Annotated in this window: 21 protein-coding genes and 1 other RNA gene; 10 read left to right on the plus strand and 12 right to left on the minus strand. The window is 60.1% G+C overall.

Annotated elements, in window-relative coordinates; genetic code table 11:
• Window positions 1-1,142: 1,142 nt before the first annotated feature.
• The 7 genes from WA367_RS04670 to WA367_RS04700 all read right to left on the minus strand — a co-directional run bounded on the left by WA367_RS04670 (window position 1,143) and on the right by WA367_RS04700 (window position 10,798).
• Window positions 1,143-2,090, minus strand: coding sequence for a 2-hydroxyacid dehydrogenase (locus tag WA367_RS04670; protein ID WP_336055634.1), 948 nt, complete (start codon window positions 2,088-2,090; stop codon window positions 1,143-1,145).
• Between the two features lie 24 nt (window positions 2,091-2,114).
• A complete protein-coding gene (locus WA367_RS04675; RefSeq protein ID WP_442935539.1) occupies window positions 2,115-3,758 on the minus strand; it encodes an ABC transporter ATP-binding protein in 1,644 nt (547 codons plus the stop codon).
• Window positions 3,755-4,906 carry an ABC transporter permease gene (locus tag WA367_RS04680; RefSeq protein WP_336055636.1) on the minus strand — a complete coding sequence of 384 codons (1,152 nt, stop codon included), beginning with the start codon at window positions 4,904-4,906 and terminating at the stop codon, window positions 3,755-3,757. Before WA367_RS04680 ends, WA367_RS04675 begins: the two co-directional genes overlap by 4 nt.
• Window positions 4,906-6,012, minus strand: coding sequence for a microcin C ABC transporter permease YejB (locus tag WA367_RS04685; protein ID WP_336055637.1), 1,107 nt, complete (start codon window positions 6,010-6,012; stop codon window positions 4,906-4,908). The genes WA367_RS04680 and WA367_RS04685 overlap by 1 nt, the downstream gene beginning before the upstream one ends.
• Window positions 6,013-6,063: 51 nt before the next feature.
• On the minus strand, window positions 6,064-7,941 hold the full coding sequence (locus tag WA367_RS04690) for an extracellular solute-binding protein (RefSeq protein WP_336055638.1): 1,878 nt from the start codon (window positions 7,939-7,941) through the stop codon (window positions 6,064-6,066).
• 18 nt (window positions 7,942-7,959) lie between these two features.
• Complete coding sequence (locus tag WA367_RS04695) at window positions 7,960-9,852, minus strand: extracellular solute-binding protein (RefSeq protein WP_336055639.1); 1,893 nt, start codon at window positions 9,850-9,852, stop codon at window positions 7,960-7,962.
• A 127-nt stretch (window positions 9,853-9,979) separates the two neighbouring features.
• Complete coding sequence (locus tag WA367_RS04700) at window positions 9,980-10,798, minus strand: c-type cytochrome (RefSeq protein WP_336055640.1); 819 nt, start codon at window positions 10,796-10,798, stop codon at window positions 9,980-9,982.
• Between the two features lie 191 nt (window positions 10,799-10,989).
• Here WA367_RS04700 and WA367_RS04705 point away from each other — a divergent pair, with 191 nt between their 5' ends.
• Window positions 10,990-11,724, plus strand: a complete 735-nt coding sequence (locus WA367_RS04705) for a 3-deoxy-manno-octulosonate cytidylyltransferase (protein ID WP_336055641.1) — start codon at window positions 10,990-10,992, stop codon at window positions 11,722-11,724.
• Window positions 11,725-11,731: 7 nt separating this feature from the next.
• Complete coding sequence (locus WA367_RS04710; RefSeq protein ID WP_336055642.1) at window positions 11,732-12,610, plus strand: prephenate dehydratase; 879 nt, start codon at window positions 11,732-11,734, stop codon at window positions 12,608-12,610.
• A gap of 3 nt (window positions 12,611-12,613) precedes the next feature.
• Here WA367_RS04710 and nudC read toward each other — a convergent pair whose 3' ends face one another.
• The 3 genes from nudC to WA367_RS04725 form a co-directional block, all read right to left on the minus strand.
• Window positions 12,614-13,549, minus strand: a complete 936-nt coding sequence (gene nudC, locus WA367_RS04715; RefSeq protein ID WP_336055643.1) for an NAD(+) diphosphatase — start codon at window positions 13,547-13,549, stop codon at window positions 12,614-12,616.
• 61 nt (window positions 13,550-13,610) lie between these two features.
• On the minus strand, window positions 13,611-14,024 hold the full coding sequence (locus tag WA367_RS04720) for an HIT family protein (protein WP_336055644.1): 414 nt from the start codon (window positions 14,022-14,024) through the stop codon (window positions 13,611-13,613).
• Between the two features lie 39 nt (window positions 14,025-14,063).
• Window positions 14,064-14,393 (minus strand): hypothetical protein, encoded by a 330-nt coding sequence (locus WA367_RS04725; protein WP_336055645.1) that lies wholly within the window; start codon window positions 14,391-14,393, stop codon window positions 14,064-14,066.
• 272 nt (window positions 14,394-14,665) lie between these two features.
• Here WA367_RS04725 and ffs point away from each other — a divergent pair.
• From ffs to WA367_RS04755, 6 genes are all read left to right on the plus strand, one after another.
• An RNA gene (gene ffs / locus WA367_RS04730) (signal recognition particle sRNA small type) lies at window positions 14,666-14,763 on the plus strand.
• A gap of 109 nt (window positions 14,764-14,872) precedes the next feature.
• Window positions 14,873-16,693 (plus strand): DNA polymerase III subunit gamma/tau, encoded by a 1,821-nt coding sequence (locus WA367_RS04735; RefSeq protein WP_336055646.1) that lies wholly within the window; start codon window positions 14,873-14,875, stop codon window positions 16,691-16,693.
• Window positions 16,694-16,718: 25 nt separating this feature from the next.
• Entirely contained in the window at window positions 16,719-17,042 is a 324-nt protein-coding gene (locus WA367_RS04740; protein ID WP_336055647.1) for a YbaB/EbfC family nucleoid-associated protein, read from the plus strand.
• A gap of 125 nt (window positions 17,043-17,167) precedes the next feature.
• Window positions 17,168-17,776, plus strand: coding sequence for a recombination mediator RecR (gene recR, locus WA367_RS04745; protein ID WP_036483176.1), 609 nt, complete (start codon window positions 17,168-17,170; stop codon window positions 17,774-17,776).
• 15 nt (window positions 17,777-17,791) lie between these two features.
• A complete protein-coding gene (locus tag WA367_RS04750) occupies window positions 17,792-19,036 on the plus strand; it encodes a lytic murein transglycosylase (RefSeq protein ID WP_336055648.1) in 1,245 nt (414 codons plus the stop codon).
• A 62-nt stretch (window positions 19,037-19,098) separates the two neighbouring features.
• Window positions 19,099-19,503: a Kazal-type serine protease inhibitor domain-containing protein gene (locus tag WA367_RS04755; protein WP_336055649.1), complete on the plus strand. Its 405-nt coding sequence runs from the start codon at window positions 19,099-19,101 to the stop codon at window positions 19,501-19,503.
• A 75-nt stretch (window positions 19,504-19,578) separates the two neighbouring features.
• Here the strand turns inward: WA367_RS04755 and WA367_RS04760 are convergent, their stop codons facing one another.
• Window positions 19,579-20,097, minus strand: a complete 519-nt coding sequence (locus tag WA367_RS04760) for an A24 family peptidase (RefSeq protein WP_336055650.1) — start codon at window positions 20,095-20,097, stop codon at window positions 19,579-19,581.
• 92 nt (window positions 20,098-20,189) lie between these two features.
• Window positions 20,190-20,360 (minus strand): Flp family type IVb pilin, encoded by a 171-nt coding sequence (locus tag WA367_RS04765; protein WP_336055651.1) that lies wholly within the window; start codon window positions 20,358-20,360, stop codon window positions 20,190-20,192.
• A 309-nt stretch (window positions 20,361-20,669) separates the two neighbouring features.
• On the opposite strand from WA367_RS04765, the gene WA367_RS04770 reads away from it, so the two are divergent.
• Window positions 20,670-21,089 carry a pilus assembly protein N-terminal domain-containing protein gene (locus WA367_RS04770; protein ID WP_336055652.1) on the plus strand — a complete coding sequence of 140 codons (420 nt, stop codon included), beginning with the start codon at window positions 20,670-20,672 and terminating at the stop codon, window positions 21,087-21,089.
• A 121-nt stretch (window positions 21,090-21,210) separates the two neighbouring features.
• Window positions 21,211-21,783: a TadE/TadG family type IV pilus assembly protein gene (locus WA367_RS04775; protein WP_336055653.1), complete on the plus strand. Its 573-nt coding sequence runs from the start codon at window positions 21,211-21,213 to the stop codon at window positions 21,781-21,783.
• The last annotated feature ends 29 nt before the right edge of the window (window positions 21,784-21,812 follow it).

A 21,812-nucleotide genomic window follows, 5' to 3' on the forward strand; every position in this document is an offset into this window, starting at 1 on the left:
AAACCCGACCGCCCCAGCACGCACTCCATCTCCGCCTCCAGAACCCTCCATCCCGCGCAAAGCCCTGAATCTCATGGCCAAACCATGCAATGACGGCGTTGATGAAGGCCCTCCCTATTCGCTATTCACCACTCACTATTCACCCTCTTTATCCCCGCCATCGCCACCCGCACTACACTCCAGCTATCGCCCTCACGGGAACCCGGATGCGCACCGGGCAGTCGGGGAGGGCGGCGGCAGCCTCCCCTTCGGGTTCGGTACCCGAAGCATGTGAGGGCCTGCGACAGGTCGGCGGCCGGTAGCATCGGGTGACAGACGATGCGAAAGCTGCGGAGAAGCCGCGAGGGCAACGCTTGCCCGGCAAAGACCACCTGAAGAAGGTGCAGCCGGGGTCAACAAGCGGGGCCGGAGTGACCGACCGACAGCGGGACAGCGGCCGGACGGGCGGCCTCAGGGTCGCACATATAAAACTCAGACTGGCGTCACTGTGGCCGCCCGTCTTCCCGGTTCTTTGACAATGACCAGACGCGGTTTCGCGGGCGTGGTGATGATGGGGTGTGGGCAATCGGATTGAAGGTTTCCGCACCTGCGCGCCCCCCTCTGTCCTGCCGGACATCTCCCCCACAAGGGGGGAGATTATTCGCGGCGATGTCGGCTCCCTATATTGAAGGATAAGCGAGTCATCCATGCCAGCCAATCTCCCCACCCGTGGGGGAGATGTCCGGCAGGACAGAGGGGGGCGCGCAGGTGCGGCATGTCCACGGTGTAGGAGATCAGCAGCAGGAAGCCCTGCATCGTTCGCCACCAGGTAGGCGCAACACCCATGCCAGCCAATCTCCCCACCCGTGGGGGAGATGTCCGGCAGGACAGAGGGGGGGTGCGTAGGGGCGCAATCTTAACCACCTCTTCCTGCACCATAATCATCGTCATCCCGGAAGCCGAAGGCTATCCGGGACCCATTGGCAGAAGATTGAAGAGCACGGCCCGGTCGTCGCTCAAGCGCCTGCCGCAACCATCTGCACCTTCTGCAGAAACCGGCCGCGCCTCTCAATAGGTCCCGGCTCTCGCTGCGCTCGGCCGGGATGACGGAGAGGTGGCGCCACCATTCCCTATTCACTCCCCACCACCCACTATTCGCTTCCCTAATACCCCGCCTCGCGGTCAACCAGGTTTCGCAGCGGTTCGCCGCGTTCGAAGGCGTCCATTTGCTCCAGCATCAGTGGCGCAAGATGCGCGGGATCGGAGCTGGCGGCGGCGTGGGGGGTGATGAAGACGCGTGGATGCGACCAGAGCGGACTTCGGGGATCAAGCGGCTCGGCCTCGAAGACGTCGAGGCTTGCTTCCTTCAGAACGCCATCCTGCAGCGCGCGCAGGATGTCGGCCTCGTTTTGAAGCTGGCCGCGACCGGCATTGATGAGGGCGGGGCCGCCAAGCGGGCCATCCTTGCGCAGCCGGTTCAACAGATCGTAATTCACGATGCCGCGCGTGGCGGGGGTGAGCGGCAGGAGCACGACGAGAATGTCGGTGCTCGCCAGAAAAGGCGTCAGCCCATCCTCCCCGTGGAAGGTTGCAACACCCTCCACCTGCTTCTGCGTCCGGCTCCAGCCATTGACGGAAAAGCCCAGTGCCAGAAGCGCATTCGCAGCAGCGCGGCCAAGCTCGCCAAGCCCCATGATGCCGACATTGACCTCGTTTGCCGGCGGCTGCGGCGGCTCATGCCAGACGCACTCATTCTGCTGGCTGCGATAAGTGGCACCCATGCGGTGATGATCGAGCACCCGCCAGGCCACATATTCGCGCATATATTGGGTGAGATTGTCGGCCACCACGCGCACGATCGGCACGTCAGGCAGGTCGGGATCGGTCAGGATGTGATCGACACCGGCACCGAGCGAAAAGATGGCCTTCAGGTTCGGCAGCTTCTTGAGAACGCCATGCGGCTGCTTCCACACCACTGCGTAATCGATATTTGGATCCGCCTCGCCATCGGGTTCCAGAACCACCTCGCGGTCCGCTGACAGAAGATCATACCAGCGTTTCGGGTGCATGCTGGTCATGGAGAGGAGCACGCGGCCCTTGGCTTCGCTCATGATCGGCCTCGTTCGGTTGGAAAGCTAGTCGGCGACGACACCGCCCGGCACGGCTTCGATATCGAAGGCGGCTGCCATCAGGGCGCGAGTGTAATCGGTCTTGGGGTGATTGAAGATCTGCTCGGCAGGCCCCGCCTCGACCACCTTTCCGGCGCGCATGACAATCACCTCATTGGCGAGCGCCTTAACCACCTTCAGGTCGTGGCTGATGAAGAGATAGGCCAGATTGTGCCGCTTCTGCAGATCGCGCAGAAGATCGACCACCTGCGCTTGCACGCTCATGTCGAGCGCGGAGGTCGGCTCGTCCAGCATCACGAAGCGGGGCTTAAGCACCATGGCGCGGGCAATGGCGATACGCTGGCGCTGGCCGCCGGAAAATTCATGCGGATAGCGGAAGCGTGTTTCGGGCTTCAGGCCCACTTCCTGAAGCACATCGACCACCACCCGGTCGCGTTCGGTGGCGGAAAGGCCCGGCTCGTGGATCTTCAGCCCCTCCTGGATGATCTCGGCGACCGACATGCGCGGGCTGAGACTGCCATAGGGATCCTGAAAGACGATCTGCATCTCGCGCCGCAAGGGCCGCATCTCGCGGAAGGAGCGGGTGTCGATATTCTCGCCGCGATAGCGGATTTCGCCTTTGGACGAGATCATGCGCGACAGCGCCAGACCAAGCGTTGTCTTGCCCGAGCCGGATTCGCCGACCACACCCAGCGTCTGCCCGGCGCGTACGGTAATGTCGACGCCATCGACACCCTTCACATGGTCCACGGTGCGGCGCAGGAACCCCTTCTTGACCGGGAACCAGACCTTGACATCATCGCCCTTGATCACGGTCTCGGCGGACGTGTCGAGCGCAGGCGGCTCGCCCTTGGGCTCGGCTGCAAGAAGGTGGCGGGTATAGGCGTGCTGCGGGTTCTCGAAGATCTCCTTCGTGGGGCCGCTTTCAACTATTCTGCCGCCCGTCATCACGCAGACACGGTCGGCAACCTTGCGCACGATACCCAGATCATGGGTGATGAACAGCATGGACATGCCGTTCTCCTTGCGCAGCCGCGCAAGCAGCTCCAGAATCTGCGCCTGCACCGTTACATCAAGCGCTGTGGTCGGCTCGTCGGCAATCAGCAGGTTCGGCTCGTTTGCGAGCGCCATGGCGATCATCACGCGCTGGCGCTGTCCGCCGGAAAGCTGATGCGGATAGGAGGATAGCCGCTTTTCCGGATCGCGGATGCCGACCTGGTTCATGAGCTCCAGCGTGCGCGCACGGGCGGCATTTTCCCCCATGCCGCGATGCAGCTTCAAAACCTCACCGATCTGCTTTTCGATCGTGTGCAGCGGGTTGAGCGAGGTCATCGGCTCCTGAAAGATCATGGAGATCTCGTTGCCGCGCGCCTTTCGCAATTCGTCATCCGAAGCCGAAAGCAGATCCTTTCCGCCATAGATGATCTGGCCCGTCGGATGGCTTGCTGCGGGATAAGGCAGAAGCTTCAGGACTGACAGCGCGGTGACGGATTTGCCTGAGCCGGATTCGCCCACGAGCGCCACTGTCTCGCCCTTGGCGATGTCGAAGGAAACACGGTCCACCGCCAAGGTCTCCTGCGGCCCTTGGGTGAAGGCGACGGAAAGATCGCGAATGGAGAGGAGGGGAGTTTCTGACACGGCACCACTCATTTGAACGTCTTCCGTGGGTCGAAGGCGTCGCGGACGGCTTCGCCGATGAAGATCAGCAGCGAGAGCATGATGGACAGGCTCAGGAAGCCGGTGATGCCGAGCCAGGGGGCGTTCAGGTTGCGCTGACCCTGACGCAGGAGTTCACCAAGCGAAGGCGAGCCGGGCGGCAGGCCGAAGCCCAGGAAGTCGAGAGAGGTCAGCGTGGTGATCGAGCCATTCAGGATGAAGGGCAGGAAGGTGAGCGTGGCCACCATCGCATTGGGCAGGAGATGACGGAACATGATGGTGCGGTTGGGAACACCCAGCGCCCGCGCCGCACTCACATATTCGAAATTGCGCGCCCGCAGAAACTCTGCGCGCACCACGCCGACAAAGGCGACCCACGAGAAGAGCAGCATGATGCCAAGCAGGATGAAGAAACCCGGCGGCAGGACGGCAGCAATGATGAGGATGAGGTAAAGGACCGGGATGGAGGACCAGATTTCGATGAAGCGCTGAAACAGGAGATCGGTCCAGCCGCCGAAATAGCCCTGTACCGCGCCCGCGGTCACACCGATCACGGCAGAGGCTGCCGTCAGGATCAGGCCGAACAGTACCGAGATGCGGAAACCATAGATGACACGCGCCAGCACATCGCGCGCCTGGTCGTCCGTGCCGAGCCAGTTCCAGTTGCCCATTGTGCAACGTGGGTCTTCAACACCCCCGGAATAGCGCTGGCAGCGGGTTTCCTCGTCATAGAGCCAGGACGGCTTGGCAGGGGCCGCTTCGGGAATCTCGGAATTGACCGTGCGATAGGAGTAGCGGATCGGCGGCCAGATCATCCAGCCATTCGCGTTGATCTCCTCCTGGATGAAAGGATCGCGGTAATCGGTGACAGCCAGAAAGCCGCCAAACTTCTCCTCCGGATAGTCGACGAGTGCTGGAACGAGTATCTCGCCCTTGTAGGAAGCAAGCACCGGCTTGTCATTGGCGATGAATTCCGCAAACAGCGACAGCACGAAGAGGATAAGGAAGATCCAGAGCGACCAGTAGCCGCGCCGGTTTGCCTTGAAGCTTTCCCAGCGGCGCTTGTTGATTGGCGAAAGCCAGCCGCGTTGCGCCTGATCGCGAACCTTTTCGACTTCTGCCTCGACCTGGAACTCCGACATCACACATCCCTCCGGTCGAAGTCGATGCGTGGGTCAATCAGCGTATAAGTGAGGTCGGAAATCAGGCTGACGACGAGGCCGATCAGCGAGAAAATGTAGAGATTGGCAAAGACCACCGGATAGTCGCGGTCAATCACCGAGCGGAAGCCCAGAAGCCCCAGACCATCAAGCGAGAAGATGCTTTCGATCAGAAGCGAGCCGGTGAAGAAGGCCGAGATGAAGGCGCCTGGAAAGCCCGCAATGATGATGAGCATCGCATTGCGGAAAACGTGACCATAAAGCACCTGGCTTTCCGACAGACCCTTGGCGCGGGCCGTGATGACATATTGCTTGCGGATTTCGTCCAGGAACGAGTTCTTGGTCAGAAGCGTCGTGGTGGCGAAGGCGGAAAGCACCATGGCCGTCAGCGGCAGGGCCAGGTGCCAGAAATAGTCAAGGATGCGCGCCGGCCAGGAAAGGCTTTCCCAATTCTCCGAGGTCAGCCCGCGCAGCGGGAACCAGTCGAAAAACGACCCGCCGGCAAAAAGCACCATCAAAAGGATGGCAAAGAGAAAGCCCGGAATGGCATAGGCAACAATGACGATGCCACTCGTCCACACATCGAATGCCGAGCCGTCCTTGACCGCCTTGCGAATGCCAAGCGGAATGGAGATGAGGTATGAGATGAGCGTGATCCATAGGCCGAGCGAGATCGATACCGGCATCTTTTCCAGGATCAGGTCCACCACCGAAATGTCGCGGAAATAGCTCTCGCCGAAATCGAAGCGCGCATAGTTCCACAGCATCATGAAGAAGCGCTCATGAGCCGGCTTATCAAATCCGAACTGCTTCTCCAGAGACGCGATGAACTCGGGATCAAGCCCCTGCGCGCCTCGGTACTTGCTGGAGCCGCCGCCGCCGGAGGCCTCGAATTCCTGTCCGGCACCAAAGTCGCTGCCGCCGCCTGAAATGCGCGCATCGGCACCGCCACCCTGGCCCGTGACCTGTGCAATGACCTGCTCGACCGGCCCGCCCGGCGCAAACTGCACCACGATGAAGGAGATGGTCATGATGCCGATCAGGGTCGGGATCATGAGGAGGAGTCGGCGGAGAATATAGGCGCCCATCAGCAATATGCTCCGTCAAATTCTGCTGCAATCGAGAGAGGAGTGACGCTGTCAGGCCTTGCCAATCGCACGTGCCTTTTCCTCGTCGTACCACCAGAGCATTTCCACGGGGAAAAAATAGTCAGGCTTTTGCTCCTTGAAACCGTAGATGTCCCAATAGGCAAGGCGGTGATTCGCCGAGTGGAACTGCATGATCCAGTCGTGCCGCGCGCGAACCACCCGGTCAAGAGCGCGCAGCGCAATGACCAGATCGGCGCGCGTTTGCGCCTCGCCCGCAACATCAATCAGCGAATCCACTGCTTCACTGCGCGTGCCCGGCAGGTTGCGGGTGCCGTCGGTGGCTGCACTTTGGGAATGAAAGAGCTGCTTGAGGCCATCGACTGTGGGGGTGCCGCCAAGGGATTGGCGCAGGCCCGCCATGTCGAAGTCGAAGCTCGCCACGCGCGACTGGTATTGTGAAGCGTCCAGCAGGCGAATGGAGGCATCGATGCCGATGCGCCGCATATTCTCGATGAAGGGCGTTTCCACGCGAACGAAAACCTCGTCCCGCACGATATATTCAAGCGTCAGCGGCTCACCATTCGCGTTTCGGCGCACTGTGCCATCCGTCTTCCAGCCGGCTTCATCGAGGAGCGCTCCGGCACGCTGGAGATTGTTGCGGTCCCGCCCGGAGCCATCGCTTTCAGGTGGCTTCACAGCCGGGCCGAAAGCTTCTTCCGGGATTTGACCACGTAGGGGTTCGAGCAATGCGAGCTCTTCCCGACTGGGAGTGCCTTCCGCCATGAAGTCCGATTTCTGAAAAGGCGACTCGCTGCGCTCATAGATGCCGTAGAAGAAATTGCGATTCGTCCAGGCGAAGTCGTAGCAGAGGCTGACCGCCTGACGCACACGCATGTCCTGAAACCGCTCCCGGCGCTGGTTCAAGGCCCAGGCCTGCATGTCCGGCCGCTTCTCGCCGGGAACTTCATTCTTGACCACGCGCCCATCATTGATGGCCGGGAAATCATATCCGGTTGCCCAGACCTTGGAGGTGAACTCCTCGCGCCATTCCACATCGCCCTTCTTGAACGCCTCGAAACCGGCATTGCGGTCGCGGAAGAAGTCGATGCGGATCTGATCGAAGTGATAGAGGCCGCGGTTGACGGGCAGATCGCCTGCCCAATAGTCGGCCACGCGGTCATAGATGATGAAAGTTCCTGCATCGTACCGCCCGACCTTGTACGGACCGGAGCCAAGCGGTGCATTGAGCTGTGAACTGTCGAAGGGATGCTCGCTGTAAAATGCCTTTGAAAGGATAGGGTAGGTCACCAGATCGAGTATCGCTCGATCGTTTTGGGAGCCATCGAAGGTGAGCCGGAACGCGTGATCTCCTTCCGCCACCGCCTCCTTCAATACTCCAAGCGGCAGTCGCAGCTGTGGATGGCCCTTCTCCTTCAGAAGATCATAGGTGAAGGCAAGGTCTTGGGCCGTGAGAGGGGAGCCGTCGTGAAAACGGGCCTCCGGCCGCAGCTTGAAATGGTAGCTGTTGCGGTCGGGCGAAATGGTAACGCTCTCGGCCACCAGCCCGTAAAGAGCATCCGGCTCGTCGAAAGCGCGCACCATCAGGCTGTCGAAACACAGCTCCATGCGCGGCGGCGCATCGCCACCAAGGACAAAGCTGTTGAGCGTGTTGAAGGTAAGCGTGGACTGATTGAAGAACCAGTAGGAAGGCTGGAAGCGGAACATGCCGCCTCTTGGCGCTTCGGGGGCTGCATATTCGAAATGCGTGAAGCCCGGTTGATATTTGAGCTCACCGAATGCTGACAGGCCGAACAGCGCCTTGTCGGTTGGCAGCTTGGCCATTGCTGGTGCGGGCAGGAATGTCGAAGCCACCGCCGCTCCGCAACCGGAGAGGAAATGGCGGCGGTTCAGCTCGAAACGGTCATTCATCCGCCGATCTCCTCAAAATCATTGCTGGCTGCGATATTTGGCAGCAAGGGCTGCTTCCTTTTCAGGGTCGATCCACCAGCTGTCCAGGTCGAGGCCGGCATATTCCGGCTGCTCCTCAGGAATGCCGAACTTGTTCCAGTAGGCGACCCAAACGACCGGGCGGTGATATTGAGGAACCATGAAGTAGTTCCACAAGAGCACGCGGTCCAATGCGCGTGTCGTCGCAACCAGCTCCTCGCGGTCGCTTGCAAAGATGATCTTGTCGATCAGAGCGTCCACGACCTCGTCCTGAATGCCGCCGAGATTGCGCGATCCGGAGATGGAGGCGGCTTCCGAACCCCAATATTCCCGCTGCTCGTTGCCCGGAGACAGCGTCTGCCCGAATATGCCGGTCACCACGTCGAAATTGAACTCGTTTCGGCGGTTGATGTATTGCGAGATGTCAACGATGCGCAGGCTGGCATCCACGCCGATCTTGCGCAGGGACTGGATGAAGCCTCCAGCGATGATTTCGTCGGTCGGACCGCGACCCAGAAACTCCATGGTGAAGGGTTCGCCCGTTTTCTCATTCACCATCTTGCCGTCGCGGATGACCCAGCCGGCCTCGGCAAACAGCTGCACCGCTTCACGCAGATATTGACGCTCTGCCTGGGGGCCATCATAGACCGGCAGTTTGTATTCTTCGGTGAAAAGCTCCGGCGGAAGCTTGTCCTTGAATTCCTGAAGGATCTCCAGTTCGCGCCCTTCAGGAAGCCCTGTGGCTGCGAGCTCCGAGCCGTGGAAGAAGCTGGTCGTGCGTGTGTTCTGGCCGAAGAACTGCGTGCGGTTCATCTCCTCGAAATTATAGACCAGCGTGAGTGCCTTGCGTATGCGGCGATCCTGAAACCGGTCCTCGCGCAGATTGAGCACATAGGCCTGCATGGGCTGAACGCCACCATCATCGAAGACCTGCTTGACGATGTCGCCCTCGTTCACCGCCGGAAAATCATAGCCGGTGACCCAGCGACGCGAGGAATTCTCGATCTGGATGTCTTCCAGGCCACCTTTCTGGAAGGCAAGCCAGGCGGCATTGGCGTCGGTGAAATAGGTGTAGACGCGGCGGTCGAAATTGTTGCGGCCGATATTCACCGCAAGCTCTTCGCCCCAATAGTCCTTCACCCGTTCCCAGGTAATGCGTGAGCCGGGGTCGAAACTTGCAATCTTGTATGGGCCGCTCCCCAGTGGCGGCTCCAGAGTTGGCTGTTTCACGTCGCGCTGATTGCCATCCTTGTCGGTGCCTTCCCACCAGTGTTTCGGCAGCACGGGCAGGTCGCCCATGATATGCGGAAGTTCCTTGTTGCCAGCCTGGTCGAAGATGAACTTCACTTCGTGGTCCGAGATGATCTCTGCTCGCTCCACATTCGCGAAATAGCGATTGTGCATGGGGCTGATCTCCTTGAGAATCTCAAGGGACCAGGCGACATCATCGGCCGTGACCGGCTCCCCGTCATGCCAGCGTGCCTTCGGGTTGAGCCGGTAAGTGGCTGACGAGTAGTCCTCGGGATATTTGAAGGCCTCGGCAATCAGCGGGTGGCTGGTGCTTGGCTCCTCCAGAGACTGCTGCATCAGCGTCTCCCAAAGAAGCCCTCCGAAAGTCGTCAGCCCTGCGGCCGATGTTCCGCGCACCACAAATGGATTGAAGCTGTCGAATGTGCCGGTGACAGCCGAATTTAGGGTGCCGCCCTTCGGCGCGTCCGGGTTCACATAGGAATAGCGGTCGAACGGCTCTCGCTCCGCATCCGGGTCGATGAGAGAGCTGGATGTCAGCCACTCCTCTTGATTTTGCGCCTGCACGGTGCCTGTCACAAGTCCAAGGGACAGAAGGCCGCCCAAAAACGGGGCCGCAAGTGCAGGCAGGGAAAGCAGACGCATGGCACTCCTCCATTTGCTGTTCAGCAATGGAAGGTAGTCCAAACTGACCTGATGGCAAACGCTTGGCAGAAAAAAGAAAACCCGGCGCTTATGGCCGGGTTTTCGAAGTGTGTGATTGAACCGAAACCTACTGCGCCGGTTGCGCTTCGGTTTCTGCGGCAGGAGCCTCGGTACCTGCATCGGCAGGGGCTTCCTCAGCCGGTGCGGCTTCCTGAGCAGCAGGGGCATCCTCGGCAGCAGCGCCTTCACCTTCTGCAGGTGCGGCATCTTCTGCAGGGGCGGCTTCGCCCTCAGCTGGCGCAGCCTCTTCGGCCGGTGCAGCTTCACCTTCGGCATTTGCCTCGCCTTCGGCTGCAGCTTCTCCTTCTGCAGGTGCAGTCTCTTCCTCGGCGGCTGCTTCCGGCTCGGGAAGCGGCGCGGGGCTTGCAGACTGTTCACGCAGATAGGCAATCAGATTGGCGCGGTCGTCGATCTTCTTCAGGCCGGCAAATGCCATGGCGGTGCCGGGAACCAGGCCCTTGGGGCTGAGAAGGAAAGCGTCGAGATTTTCGTAGTCCCAGACCACTTCACCACCCTGCGCATATTCCTGCAACGCTGCGGAATAGCCGAAGCCTTCATGCGAAGCGACCGGACGGTTCACGATGTCATAGAGGTTCGGACCAACCTTGTTGGCGCCGCCCTCCTCAACCGTGTGGCAAGCCTGGCAGCGCTTGAAGATGCCTTCACCCGCGCCGGCATCGGCAGAAGCCATGAGCGGCAGGATGGATTCCTGCGCCGGCTCGTCGCCGCCACCACCTTCGGCCTGCTCAGGCACCTCGATCGCATAGCCCGGTGTTTCCGGCGCATGCGCCGCGAAGAACGTGTCGGACAGGATGCTGACGGAGAAGATTACGAAAACGACAGCGAGAAAGCCGCCGATGATCTTGTTGAGTTCAAACGAGTCCATTCGCCCTGAGGCTCCCTTTTCCGGACGCCGCGGCGAGGCGACATGCCCTCATGCCACTCTCGTGTCCCCCGCGTTCGGCCCGTTGCCGGTAAAATCGCGCGGAAACTAGGTCTTTTGCTCTGATGTTGCAACACATATAAGACTGTTTCCAACTGAGACCTTTTGCCACTTTCCACACAGTCATAATCTTTATGTCCAATATCATATTGATCCCGGCCCGAATGGCCTCCACCCGCCTGCCGGGAAAACCCATGGCCGACATTGCTGGCAAGCCCATGATTGCGCAGGTGGTCGCCCGCGCGCTGGAGGCGGATTGCGGGCGCGTTGCGGTTGCCACCGACACGGTTGAAATCGCCGAGGCGGCCCGGTTGGAAGGCGCGGAAGCCTTCGTCACCCAAGGGCGGCACGAATCGGGCTCCGACCGCATTTTTGAGGCCTTGCAGGCGCTCGATCCGGATGGAGCAGTCGAAACGGTCATCAATTTGCAGGGTGATCTGCCGACAATACCCGCAGCCGATATCCGCACCTGCCTCGCGCCTCTGGCTGACGATGAAGTGGATATCGCCACTCTTGGCGTCGCGATTACCGACCGCAACGAGATCGAAAACCCGAATGTGGTGAAGATCATCGGGTCGCGGGTCGGGCAAGACCGGCTGCGCGCACTCTATTTCACCCGCGCCGCCGCACCCTGGGGCGAGGGACCGGCCTATCACCATGTCGGCATTTACGCCTATCGTCGCCCGGCGCTGGAGCGCTTCGTTGCGCTCAAGCCCTCGCCACTGGAAATGCGCGAAAAGCTTGAGCAGTTGCGCGCGCTGGAAGCAGGCATGCGCATCGATGTTTCCATCGTGAGTTCGCTACCGCTCGGCGTAGACACGCCGGATGATCTGGAGCGGGCACGGCAAATTTTGAGTGGCAGGAGCTAGGTTGAGCATGTCGGCGAAGAAGACCAACAGGATTTCCTTTCAGGGCGAGCCAGGAGCCAATTCTGACACTGCCTGCCGCAACATGTTCCCTGATATGGAGCCGTTGCCTTGCGCCACATTCGAGGACGCCTTCAACGCGGTGGAGAGCGGCAAGGCCGATCTTGCCATGATCCCGATCGAGAACACGCTGGCCGGTCGCGTGGCCGACATCCATTACCTGCTTCCGCATTCCAAGCTGCATATCGTGGGCGAGTATTTCCTGCCGATCCATTTTCAGCTCATGGTTCTGCCGGGCGTTGACGTTTCCGAGATCAAGGAAGTCTACAGCCATATCCATGCGCTGGGACAATGCCGCAAGATCATCCGCAAGAACCGGTGGAAGCCGGTGGTGGCCGGGGATACGGCCGGAGCAGCCAGGATCGTTGCCGAGGAGAAGGTGCGAACAAACGCGGCTCTCGCACCACGTCTCGCAGCCGAGCTCTATGGTCTCGACATCGTCGCGGAGAATGTCGAGGACTCGGAAAACAACGTCACGCGCTTCGTCGTTCTTTCCAAGGAGAAGAAGTGGGCGGTTCGCAAGGATGATGATCAGCTCATGGTCACCACCTTCATCTTCCGCGTGCGCAACCTTCCGGCCGCGCTCTACAAGGCCATGGGCGGCTTTGCCACCAATGGCGTCAACATGACGAAGCTTGAAAGCTACCAGCTTGGCGGAAAGTTCTTCTCGTCGCTCTTTTATGCCGATGTCGAGGGACACCCCGACGACCGCAATGTTGCGCTGGCGCTGGAAGAGCTGCGGTTCTTCTCCCGCGAAGTGCGTATCCTGGGCGTCTATGAAGGCCAGGAGTTCCGCCACCTGCAGAGCGAGGAAGACGAGCAGGAATAGGACTTATCCGCGCGCCCAGTGCTCCACGATGAAGCGGGCAATGGCGCCGGGCGGTGGAAGTTTCAGCCCGTCCGGATGGCGCTCTTCAAGCATCTGCAGCACCTCCTCGCGCGAAAACCACCGGCAATCTTCCAGTTCGCTGGTATCGGGATCGACAGTCTCGCTGACCGCCTCGCCGATGCAGCCGATCATCAGCGAATAGGGGAAGGGCCAAGGCTGGCTCGCCAGATATTCGACCGTGCCCAAGCGGATGCCTGATTCCTCGAATGTCTCGCGCCGCACGGCCGATTCGATTGTTTCTCCCGGCTCGATGAAGCCGGCCAGGCATGAATACATGCCCTCCGCGAAATGCGGGCTGCGCCCGAGGATGCAACGGTCCTGCCGCGCCGCCAGCATGATGGCGACAGGGTCTGTGCGGGGAAAATGTTCGCGATCACAAGCTTCGCAATAGCGGCGGTAACCGCCTGCACGGGAAGCCGTCTCGGACCCGCAGCGCCCACAGAAGCGGTGATTGGCATTCCAGGCGAGCAGTGAAGCACCTTGAGCCACGGCTCCAAGTATCGCGGGATCAACCAGACCCTCAACGAAGAGCGCGCGGAACGGCACGGCTTTGAAGCCGTCCGGCGGATCGTCCCGGTCTGCGCCGGATGGTGCAGCGATCACCGGGCCAGCCGCGTCATTTCCGAGGAAAATGACCTGTTCCAAGTCAACCGCCAGCGCTTGCGCATCATCCAGCGTGAGCCACGCAGCATCGCCCGCGGTGGACTGCTTCATGAAGAGATGACCGCCGCTCATCACGAGCACCCTTATACGAGGGTCGGCAAGCGCCGTCGGCAGGCTTTCCTCGTTTCGCGTTTCCGACTGCGGATCGATGAGATTGCCTGTAAAGGCGAGCTTTAGGGATGCTTTCGGTTCATTCAGACCCAGCCGGTGATCCAAGGTTCAACTCCGTCCTGCTTCAAGCGGAAGGTAGATCAGAGGCGCAAAGGCGCGGTAAGTGTCACAACCCCTCCCGGATAGCGCCAATCAGCTTCTGACGGATGGCCTCATCATAAGGTTCGGCCTCGCCGTGCCCCCAGATCGGCCCCGGCCACGCGGCATCTCCTTCATTGCGGGCCACCACATGTACGTGAAGTTGCCGCACCACATTGCCCAGCGCACCGCTGTTGATCTTGGTGCAGCCGGTGATCTGTTTGAGAAGGCACGCCACCTTTGCGGTTTCGCGAGCAAGTGTGAGTTGGTTTTCCTCGCTCAGATCATGAATTTCGACCGCATCTGCGATCATCGGCACGAGTATGAGCCACGGCCAGCGGCTGTCCTTCGCGAGGCGCAGCTCGCACAGATCCAGCCTTGAGACGAGGTGACTGTCGCGGGCGAGTCGGTCGTCCAGCTGCAATGAGGTTTCTTCGCCCATGTCGGGTGTCCCCCTGTGTTTACGATGATCTGGCAGCGATCAGGTTTCCCGCCCTTTATGCGATCTCTCCCGCAATCGCTCAATGAGCCACAGCGTGGACATGGCAAGGATGACAAGAAGCAGCCCCGAATAAAGCAACCACACCCCCAGGCGGAGCGAGGCCTGTTGCACCCCGACGAGCAGCGCGTCGGGATCGGCCCTTGGCGGAGCAGGGGAGGTAAGGTCGAAATGAATGTCGGCCGTGCCGAACAGAAGCATGGCTATCGGGATCAGCCACAACAGGCGCAATTGCCCTTTGCGGGTAATGAGCTGCCAGACGGCAGTGGAAAAAGCGAGGCCGATCACAAGGCCACCCATGGCAAGAAACATGATGTTGCCGGGCGTGCTTGTGTGGATATCTGGACAAAATGCTGAGTGCACAGGCTCTACAATACTCCTGTCATCATGCTCCATTGGAAAAAAAACGTCGGAGCACCTGAAATGAACTTCAGCCTGGGTGCGGGAAATGCTGGTTCGCACCGGGCAGGCCCATGATGGGTTCGTTTATGTGGCAAAATGTGGGCATGTTGTCGCAAGCGACATCGCGTCTCGTGTAGACAGCCCCCTTGCAATCCGCTCTCTAATTGACGATATGGAGCGCGGGAGGTTGGTGGTGGACGAGCCACTCGCCAACCGGGTCAGGTCCGGAAGGAAGCAGCCCTAACGAGCCTCGGCACGGGTCACCGTGCCAGCCTCCCACCTTCCATTTCGCTCGAGGTCCGTCTTGACGTGTTCGCGCACGACAGGGACACTGTGAGCGGCAAGTAGCGGCGAAGCCTTTTCGCCGATCACGGGAGCGCGCATTTTTCATGGCTGACGCCGGTCAGAGCGAACAGGGCAAGACTGCCGCCTACCGGGTTCTGGCGCGCAAATACCGACCGCAGGATTTCTCCACGCTTATCGGCCAGGAGCCGATGGTGCGAACGCTCACCAATGCGTTCTCCACTGGCCGCATTGCGCAGGCCTGGATGCTGACCGGTGTGCGTGGTGTGGGCAAGACGACGACGGCCCGCATTCTCGCCCGCGCCCTTAACTACAAGACCGATACGATCGATCAGCCGAGCATTGATCTGACCGTCCCCGGCGAGCATTGCGAAGCCATCATGGAAGGCCGCCATGTCGATGTGGTCGAGATGGACGCCGCTTCGCATACCGGCATCGACGATATTCGCGAGATCATCGACCAGGTGCGCTATGCGCCGGTTTCCGCGCGCTACAAGGTCTACATCATCGATGAGGTGCACATGCTCTCCACGCAGGCCTTCAACGGCCTGCTGAAGACGCTTGAGGAGCCGCCACCCCATGTGAAGTTCATTTTCGCCACCACCGAGATCCGCAAGGTTCCGATTACGGTACTCTCACGCTGTCAGCGCTTCGATCTGCGCCGGGTGGATTCCAGCCTTCTGACCGAGCATCTGAAGAAGATCTCGGACAAGGAAGGCGTGAGCGTCGAGGACGAGGCGCTGGCGATGGTGGCACGCGCGGCCGAGGGCTCGGTGCGCGATTCCCTTTCCATTCTGGATCAGGCAATTGCCCACTCTTCCGGCGCGGTGACGGCTGAAACCGTGCGCGACATGCTGGGCCTGGCCGACCGCGCCCGCGTGATCGATCTGTTCGAGCACCTGATGAAGGGTGACGTGGCTGCTGCACTTGGCGAGTTCCGCAACCAGTATGACGCCGGTGCCGATCCGGCGACGGTGCTGACCGATCTGGCGGAGTTCAACCATCTCGTCACGCGCATCCGCTTCGTGCCGGACGCGGCCAATGATGCCTCGCTTTCGCCTGATGAGCGCACGCGCGGGCTGGAATTCTCACAAGGCCTGTCGGTTCGTGTTCTTTCACGTGCATGGCAGATGCTGGTGAAAGGCATTCAGGAGGTCCAGCACTCCAACCGTCCGGTCGCGGCTGCTGAAATGGTGCTGATAAGACTTGCCCATGCCGCTCATCTGCCGACGCTGGACGAGGCATTGAAGCAGCTTGAAAATCAGCCGTCAGGCGGTGGAGCCGCCCCAAGGCCGAATGGCAGCGGCGGCGGCGCCCATACGGGTGGCGGTGGCGCGCAGGCTGTCGCAAGTCAGAGCTATCAAACGGCTTCCACCGACGGCCGTACCATGAGGCTGGTGCAGGACGAGCAGGCACCGCAGTTCCACACGGCACCGCAGGCTGAGCCGGAGCCCGCGCAGGATGCCGTCCCGCTGAAATCGCTGGCCGACATTGCCAACCTCGCCGACAAGCACCGCGACATGGCATTCAAGGTGCAGTTCAAGCGGTGCGTGCGGCTGGTCTCGATCGAGCCGGGCAAGCTTGAGGTCAATCTGACGCCGGATGCCCCGAAAACGCTTCTTGGTGATCTGACCAACCGGCTCAAGGAATGGACGGGCCGACGCTGGATCGTGACCTTGTCGCGCGAAGAGGGCAGCGATACGCTGTTTGATCAGGAGGCGAGCAGGCGCGAATCCGTGATTGCCGACGCCAAGGCCGATCCGACCGTCGCTGCGATCCTGAAGAGTTTTCCCGGTGCAAAGGTGCTGGATGTGCGCATCCCCGATGCCACCGACGATGATGTTGAAGCCGAAACGGCGATCGAGGACGAAGTGCCTGTCGATCCCGACGAGGCGGATGAAGACTGAACTCAAGCAGAACTGGAGATAAGCCATGCGCGACCTGATGGGTCTTATGGGCAAGGCGAAGGAAATGCAGGCCAAGTTTCAGGCCATGCAGGAAGAAATCGCCCAGATGGAAGCTGAAGGCCAGGCGGCCGGCGGTTCGGTGAAAGTTGTCCTCTCTGGCAAATTCGAGATGAGGAAGCTGGAGATCGACCCGTCTCTCTTCAAGGAAGACGATGTCGAGATCCTCGAAGACCTGATCCTCGCCGCGCATAACGACGCCAAGGCCAAGGTCGAGGCGGCCATGCAGGAGAAGACGCAGGAAATGACAGCAGGACTGCCGATCCCTCCGGGGATGAAGTTGCCGTTTTAGTGGTGCATTGGGAATTGGTGAATGGTGAATGGGGCGCGGTGCTGTAACGGCAGCGCTCCCTTGTCTGTTAGCTGCTCACTTCTTCTGCCGTTCACTGTTGACCATTCACCATTCACTACCCAATCATGCCAAAACCCACCGCCGGTCCCGAAATCGAAAGACTGATCCAGCTTCTGGCCAAGGTGCCGGGGCTTGGGCCGCGTTCGGCCAGACGGGCGGCACTTCATCTGATCAAGAAGAAGGAACAGCTCTTCTTCCCGCTTTCTGCCGCAATGGCGGAAGCAGCGGAGAAGGTGAAGGTTTGCACGCGCTGCGGCAATGTCGATACCAGTGATCCATGCACCATCTGCACCGATCCGCGACGTGAGGATGCGACGCTGATCGTGGTGGAGGATGTGTCTGACCTCTGGGCGCTCGAACGGGCTTCGGCCATGAATGTGCGCTACCACGTGCTTGGCGGCACGCTGTCACCGCTGGATGGCGTGGGTCCAGATGACCTGAACATTCGCAGCCTTGTCTCCCGTGTGGCGGAAGGTGGTGTTTCGGAGATCATTCTTGCCGTGAATGCCACGGTCGAGGGCCAGACGACGGCGCATTACATCACCGACCAGCTCTCCGATTTTGAAGTAAAGGTAACGCGCCTGGCTCATGGCGTTCCCGTCGGCGGCGAACTCGACTATCTTGACGAGGGAACGCTGGCCGCTGCCCTGAAATCACGCACGGCCTTCGACTGACAAAACGGGTGCCGGATGCTGAAAAACTTGCCTGGCCTGTCCTTCAGGACATGGCTTCTCGCCCTCATTGCGATTCTTGCCGGCATGGTGCCGGCTTCCGCTTCACTGGAAGATCAGTATCGCCAGTGGCTGGCCAACGATCTGTGGCCGGCTGCGCGCGCGCAAGGTGTGTCGCAGGCGACCTTCAATGCGGCATTTGCGGGCACGCGGCTGAAGCTTGACCTGCCTGATCTGGAGATCCCCGGAAAGCAGGCGCCGGTGGACGGCAAACAGCACCAGGCGGAGTTTCGCGCCCCTTCAGCCTATTTCCAGCATATTGGCGGTGTTGTTTCCGGTGGACGCAGCATGGCCTCGCGCCATGCTTCAACCCTGGCCGCTATCGAGAAGCGCTATGGCGTGCCGCGCGGCATCGTTCTGGCGATCTGGGGACGCGAATCGGGCTTTGGGAACGCGAAGATCCCGCATGACGCCTTCGAGGTGCTGGGCACGAAGGCCTTTCTCTCGCGCCGCAAGGACATGTTCCGCGCGGAAGTGCTGGCAGCCCTTAGAATGGTGCAACAGTCGGGCATCAATCCACGCCAGATGAAATCGTCCTGGGCTGGCGCGATGGGACAGCCGCAGTTCATGCCGACCTCATATTTGAAATTTGCTGCGGATGGCGATGGCGACGGGCGTGCCGATATCTGGAACTCTGAAGCCGACACGCTTGCTTCCATCGCCAATTATCTCGCGGTTCACGGGTGGGTGCGCGGGCGTGACTGGGGTTTCGAGGTGGTGCTGCCCAACAATGTGTCATGTGCACTGGAAGGACCTGATCGCGGAAGGACGATCCGGGAGTGGCAGTCTTTCGGCATCAACCGTGTTGGCGGCAAGGCGTTCCCCGCACACGAGCTGAATGGCGAAGCCTATCTGATGTTGCCTGCCGGACGATACGGCCCGGCCTTCCTCGTCACGCCGAACTTCTATCGCTTAAAGGACTATAATGAGAGCGATCTGTACGCTCTCTTTGTCGGTCATGCGGCCGACCGGATCATGTATGGCGACATCACCTTCCAGACGCCGTGGCGCAAGGTGGACGCCATGACGCGGGGAGAGGTGGCAGCCATGCAGCGTAGCCTGGAGGCGCAGGGATTCGATGTCGGCGGAGCCGATGGGCTGGTCGGCTTCAAGACCAGGCGCTCAATCGGTGTCTGGCAGGAGCGTAGGGAAGAGTTAACCACCTGCTTTCCTGATCGTGAACTTCTGGGTCGATTGCGCTAGTTTGGAACCTGCAAGCCTGCCGCCGGTTCGGCATTATCGGGCTTTTTCGGAGGGAATGAGCATTGTCACTGATCTCTAACACAATCCGGCTTTCGGTTCTTTCCGCAGCCGCATTCATCATCACCAGCTGTACGGTTGTGGTGGAAGAGGGGCCGGTACGTCCGACGCCGCCGCGTCCGGATCGGCCGCAGGTCTGCACACAGCAATATGAGCCGGTTTGTGCTGTCCGTGGGGACCGGCAGCGCACCTTCGGCAATGCCTGCACCGCACGCGCTGAAGGCTGGCGTCCGATCCATCCCGGCGAGTGCCGCCGCCGCCCGCCCCAGTCAGAGCGGCCGGATCGCGTCTGCACGCGGGAATATGCACCGGTCTGTGCCCGTCGCGGCAACAGCGTTCGCACTTTCGGCAATGCGTGTTCGGCACGTGCGCAGGACTACCGGATTCTGCACCGCGGCGAATGCCGGTAAGGCAGATCGGCGCTACAGAACAAATCAGGCCGCGGCATCAGCTGCGGCCTTTTCATTTGCAGAAGATGTTGGTGATCAATGCGCCAGGCTTGCGAGCGCCCAAACGACAAGCGGTGAGCCCGCGAACGCCATCAGGCCGCCAAATCCAAGCGCAATGCCGTAAGGCACGCCGACGGAACTGTCAGCAAAGTTGCGCAGGAAGAGATTGTTGCCTGCAATCACGCTGAGGCCGGACTTGCGGAAGCTCAGGATTGCAAGCGTCAAGCCACCGCCTGCAAGCGATGAATAGATGAGATATTCGGCAAGAGCCGGAGAAAATCCGAACCAGAGGCCGGTTGCCGCGATCAGCTTCGCATCACCACCGCCCATTCCGCCAAAGGCAAAAAGCGCAAATGTGGTGGCCAGCAAGGCCGCAAAAGTCGCGAAATGCATCCCGTATTGCGCCCATTCCATGCCGGTGAGCGGTGCCAGGACTGCGAAGGAAATGATGAGAAGGGCCGAGACGCGATTGGCAATCGTCATCGAAAGCATGTCGCTGACAGCAGCGAATGCCATGCAGAAAGGGAAGATGACGAAGATCGCGGCTGGGAGCATTCCTGTTCATCCTCCGGAACGAAAGGTATCTGCTATGAAAAGAAGGCGCCGCCAGCATTCTGCGGCAGCGCCTTTTTTTGAATGCTAAACGATCAGCCGCCCGTAAGTTCGTCGGAAACGGTGTCGAAGGTGGACGAGATATTGTCGCCAAGGGTCGTGGCAGCGGTAATAATGCCAACAGCGATCAGAGCGGCGATCAGGCCATATTCAATGGCGGTTGCGCCGGACTCGTCTTTCATGAAACGTGCGAAGAGCTTGGACATTTGAGAACTCCTAATCCAGGTTTTTTGAACAGCACTTCCGTCGAAGTTTCTTTCGTCTCGATCGGATGAGGCCAACCTACGCGGGAGCTCTTGCAACCGGCTTAACAAAGCTGGTTAACACTTCCTTCCTATAGCAATGCCGCTGCCGTGGTTAATGAAGCGTCGGTGAAGACTGGAAAGTTTTAGTTTTCCTCCGCCTGTCCCGATCGCCAGGGTTTAACTGCCGATTCACCATTCTGCTGCACCATGTCGTCGGGTTCTTTTTGCGCGGTGACGGATCGCGCCTGGTATTGGCGGGAGTGGCCACGAATGTTGAAGACTGTTCCTTATATAAAGAGTGCGGCACTGGCTGCGCTGCTGGCCGTTGCAGCGGGTACGGCATCTGCCAATGGCATCGGCGTGACCATGCACCAGGCGAAAATCGTCAAGCTGGCCCGAGCCGCGGATACGGTCATCATCGGCAACCCGGAAATCGCCGACGCTACGGTGCAGGACGCGAACACGATTGTGCTCACGGGCCGTGGCTTCGGAGTGACGAACATGGTCGTTCTTGACGAAAACGGCCAACCGATCGTGGACGAGCAGATCGTTGTCTCGCGGCAGGCGGCAAATTCCGTTCGTGTCTTTAGACGCTCTGACATCCAGACGCTCTCTTGCACACCTTATTGTGAGGGCGCCTTCAAGACCGATGCGGAACGCCAGTCCGAAGCGGAATTTGGCAGCAACTAAGCTGCGTGGGCTTTGGTTAACTGGGGCTTCAAAGAGCGTTTCAAATTGGATGTGCCGACAGAACCACACATAAACGCCTCGCGCTTATGATGCCCTGGAGGTAGATCGCAGGATCGGGGCAATGGGCAATACGCAAGACAGAAGCGAGAATATCAAGCGCGTGACGCCAAAGGGTCTGTTGCGCCGCTATATGCGCGACCGGAAAGGCGTGGCTGCGATCGAATTCGCAATGCTGGCCTTCCCGTTCTTTCTGCTGCTTTTCGCCATACTGGAATCCTGCATTGCTTTTGCGGCGCAACAACTCGTGGCCAATGCGACAGACGATATAGCCCGCCAGGTACGGACCGGGCAGCTGAAGCAGGCGGACCTCGTCGATGGAAAGCTTCAAACGATCATTTGCGACCGCATTTCGTTCCTGGTGTCAGCAGGCTGTCCGGGTCTGGAAGTTGACCTTGGCGCATATGCAAGCTTCGAAGAGGCTTCCAGGGTGCGGATCAAGTGGACACCAAACGGCGACCTCGACACTTCCGAGTTTCGCATTGATCCCGGCGGTCCGCTTTCACCGGTAATGTTGCGTGTCTTTTATCGCTGGCCAGTCATCACCGACATCATGCGCAAGCGCATGTCCAACCTTCCGGATGGCAAGGCGCTGCTTTTCGCCGCCAACACTTGGAGAAACGAGCCTTTCGATTAGTGCTCTGATCGAGTGGGGAGTGAATGATG

Origin of the sequence: Nitratireductor sp. CH_MIT9313-5 (assembly GCF_037029545.1) — a bacterium.
GTDB lineage: Bacteria > Pseudomonadota > Alphaproteobacteria > Rhizobiales > Rhizobiaceae > Chelativorans.

Bases quoted from the DNA above. Each gene is read 5' to 3' on its own strand.
- WA367_RS04765 (WP_336055651.1), bottom strand. From the start codon at position 20,360: ATGTCCAAGCTCTTCGCACGTTTCATGAAAGACGAGTCCGGCGCAACC.
- WA367_RS04775 (WP_336055653.1), top strand. From the start codon at position 21,211: ATGGGCAATACGCAAGACAGAAGCGAGAATATCAAGCGCGTGACGCCA.
- WA367_RS04760 (WP_336055650.1), bottom strand. From the start codon at position 20,097: ATGCTCCCAGCCGCGATCTTCGTCATCTTCCCTTTCTGCATGGCATTC.
- WA367_RS04700 (WP_336055640.1), bottom strand. From the start codon at position 10,798: ATGGACTCGTTTGAACTCAACAAGATCATCGGCGGCTTTCTCGCTGTC.
- WA367_RS04705 (WP_336055641.1), top strand. From the start codon at position 10,990: ATGTCCAATATCATATTGATCCCGGCCCGAATGGCCTCCACCCGCCTG.
- WA367_RS04770 (WP_336055652.1), top strand. From the start codon at position 20,670: ATGTTGAAGACTGTTCCTTATATAAAGAGTGCGGCACTGGCTGCGCTG.
- WA367_RS04675 (WP_442935539.1), bottom strand. From the start codon at position 3,758: ATGAGTGGTGCCGTGTCAGAAACTCCCCTCCTCTCCATTCGCGATCTT.
- WA367_RS04740 (WP_336055647.1), top strand. From the start codon at position 16,719: ATGCGCGACCTGATGGGTCTTATGGGCAAGGCGAAGGAAATGCAGGCC.
- recR (WP_036483176.1), top strand. From the start codon at position 17,168: ATGCCAAAACCCACCGCCGGTCCCGAAATCGAAAGACTGATCCAGCTT.
- WA367_RS04685 (WP_336055637.1), bottom strand. From the start codon at position 6,012: ATGGGCGCCTATATTCTCCGCCGACTCCTCCTCATGATCCCGACCCTG.
- WA367_RS04735 (WP_336055646.1), top strand. From the start codon at position 14,873: ATGGCTGACGCCGGTCAGAGCGAACAGGGCAAGACTGCCGCCTACCGG.
- WA367_RS04720 (WP_336055644.1), bottom strand. From the start codon at position 14,024: ATGGGCGAAGAAACCTCATTGCAGCTGGACGACCGACTCGCCCGCGAC.
- WA367_RS04725 (WP_336055645.1), bottom strand. From the start codon at position 14,393: ATGTTTCTTGCCATGGGTGGCCTTGTGATCGGCCTCGCTTTTTCCACT.
- WA367_RS04690 (WP_336055638.1), bottom strand. From the start codon at position 7,941: ATGAATGACCGTTTCGAGCTGAACCGCCGCCATTTCCTCTCCGGTTGC.
- WA367_RS04750 (WP_336055648.1), top strand. From the start codon at position 17,792: ATGCTGAAAAACTTGCCTGGCCTGTCCTTCAGGACATGGCTTCTCGCC.
- WA367_RS04695 (WP_336055639.1), bottom strand. From the start codon at position 9,852: ATGCGTCTGCTTTCCCTGCCTGCACTTGCGGCCCCGTTTTTGGGCGGC.
- WA367_RS04670 (WP_336055634.1), bottom strand. From the start codon at position 2,090: ATGAGCGAAGCCAAGGGCCGCGTGCTCCTCTCCATGACCAGCATGCAC.
- WA367_RS04680 (WP_336055636.1), bottom strand. From the start codon at position 4,906: ATGTCGGAGTTCCAGGTCGAGGCAGAAGTCGAAAAGGTTCGCGATCAG.
- WA367_RS04710 (WP_336055642.1), top strand. From the start codon at position 11,732: ATGTCGGCGAAGAAGACCAACAGGATTTCCTTTCAGGGCGAGCCAGGA.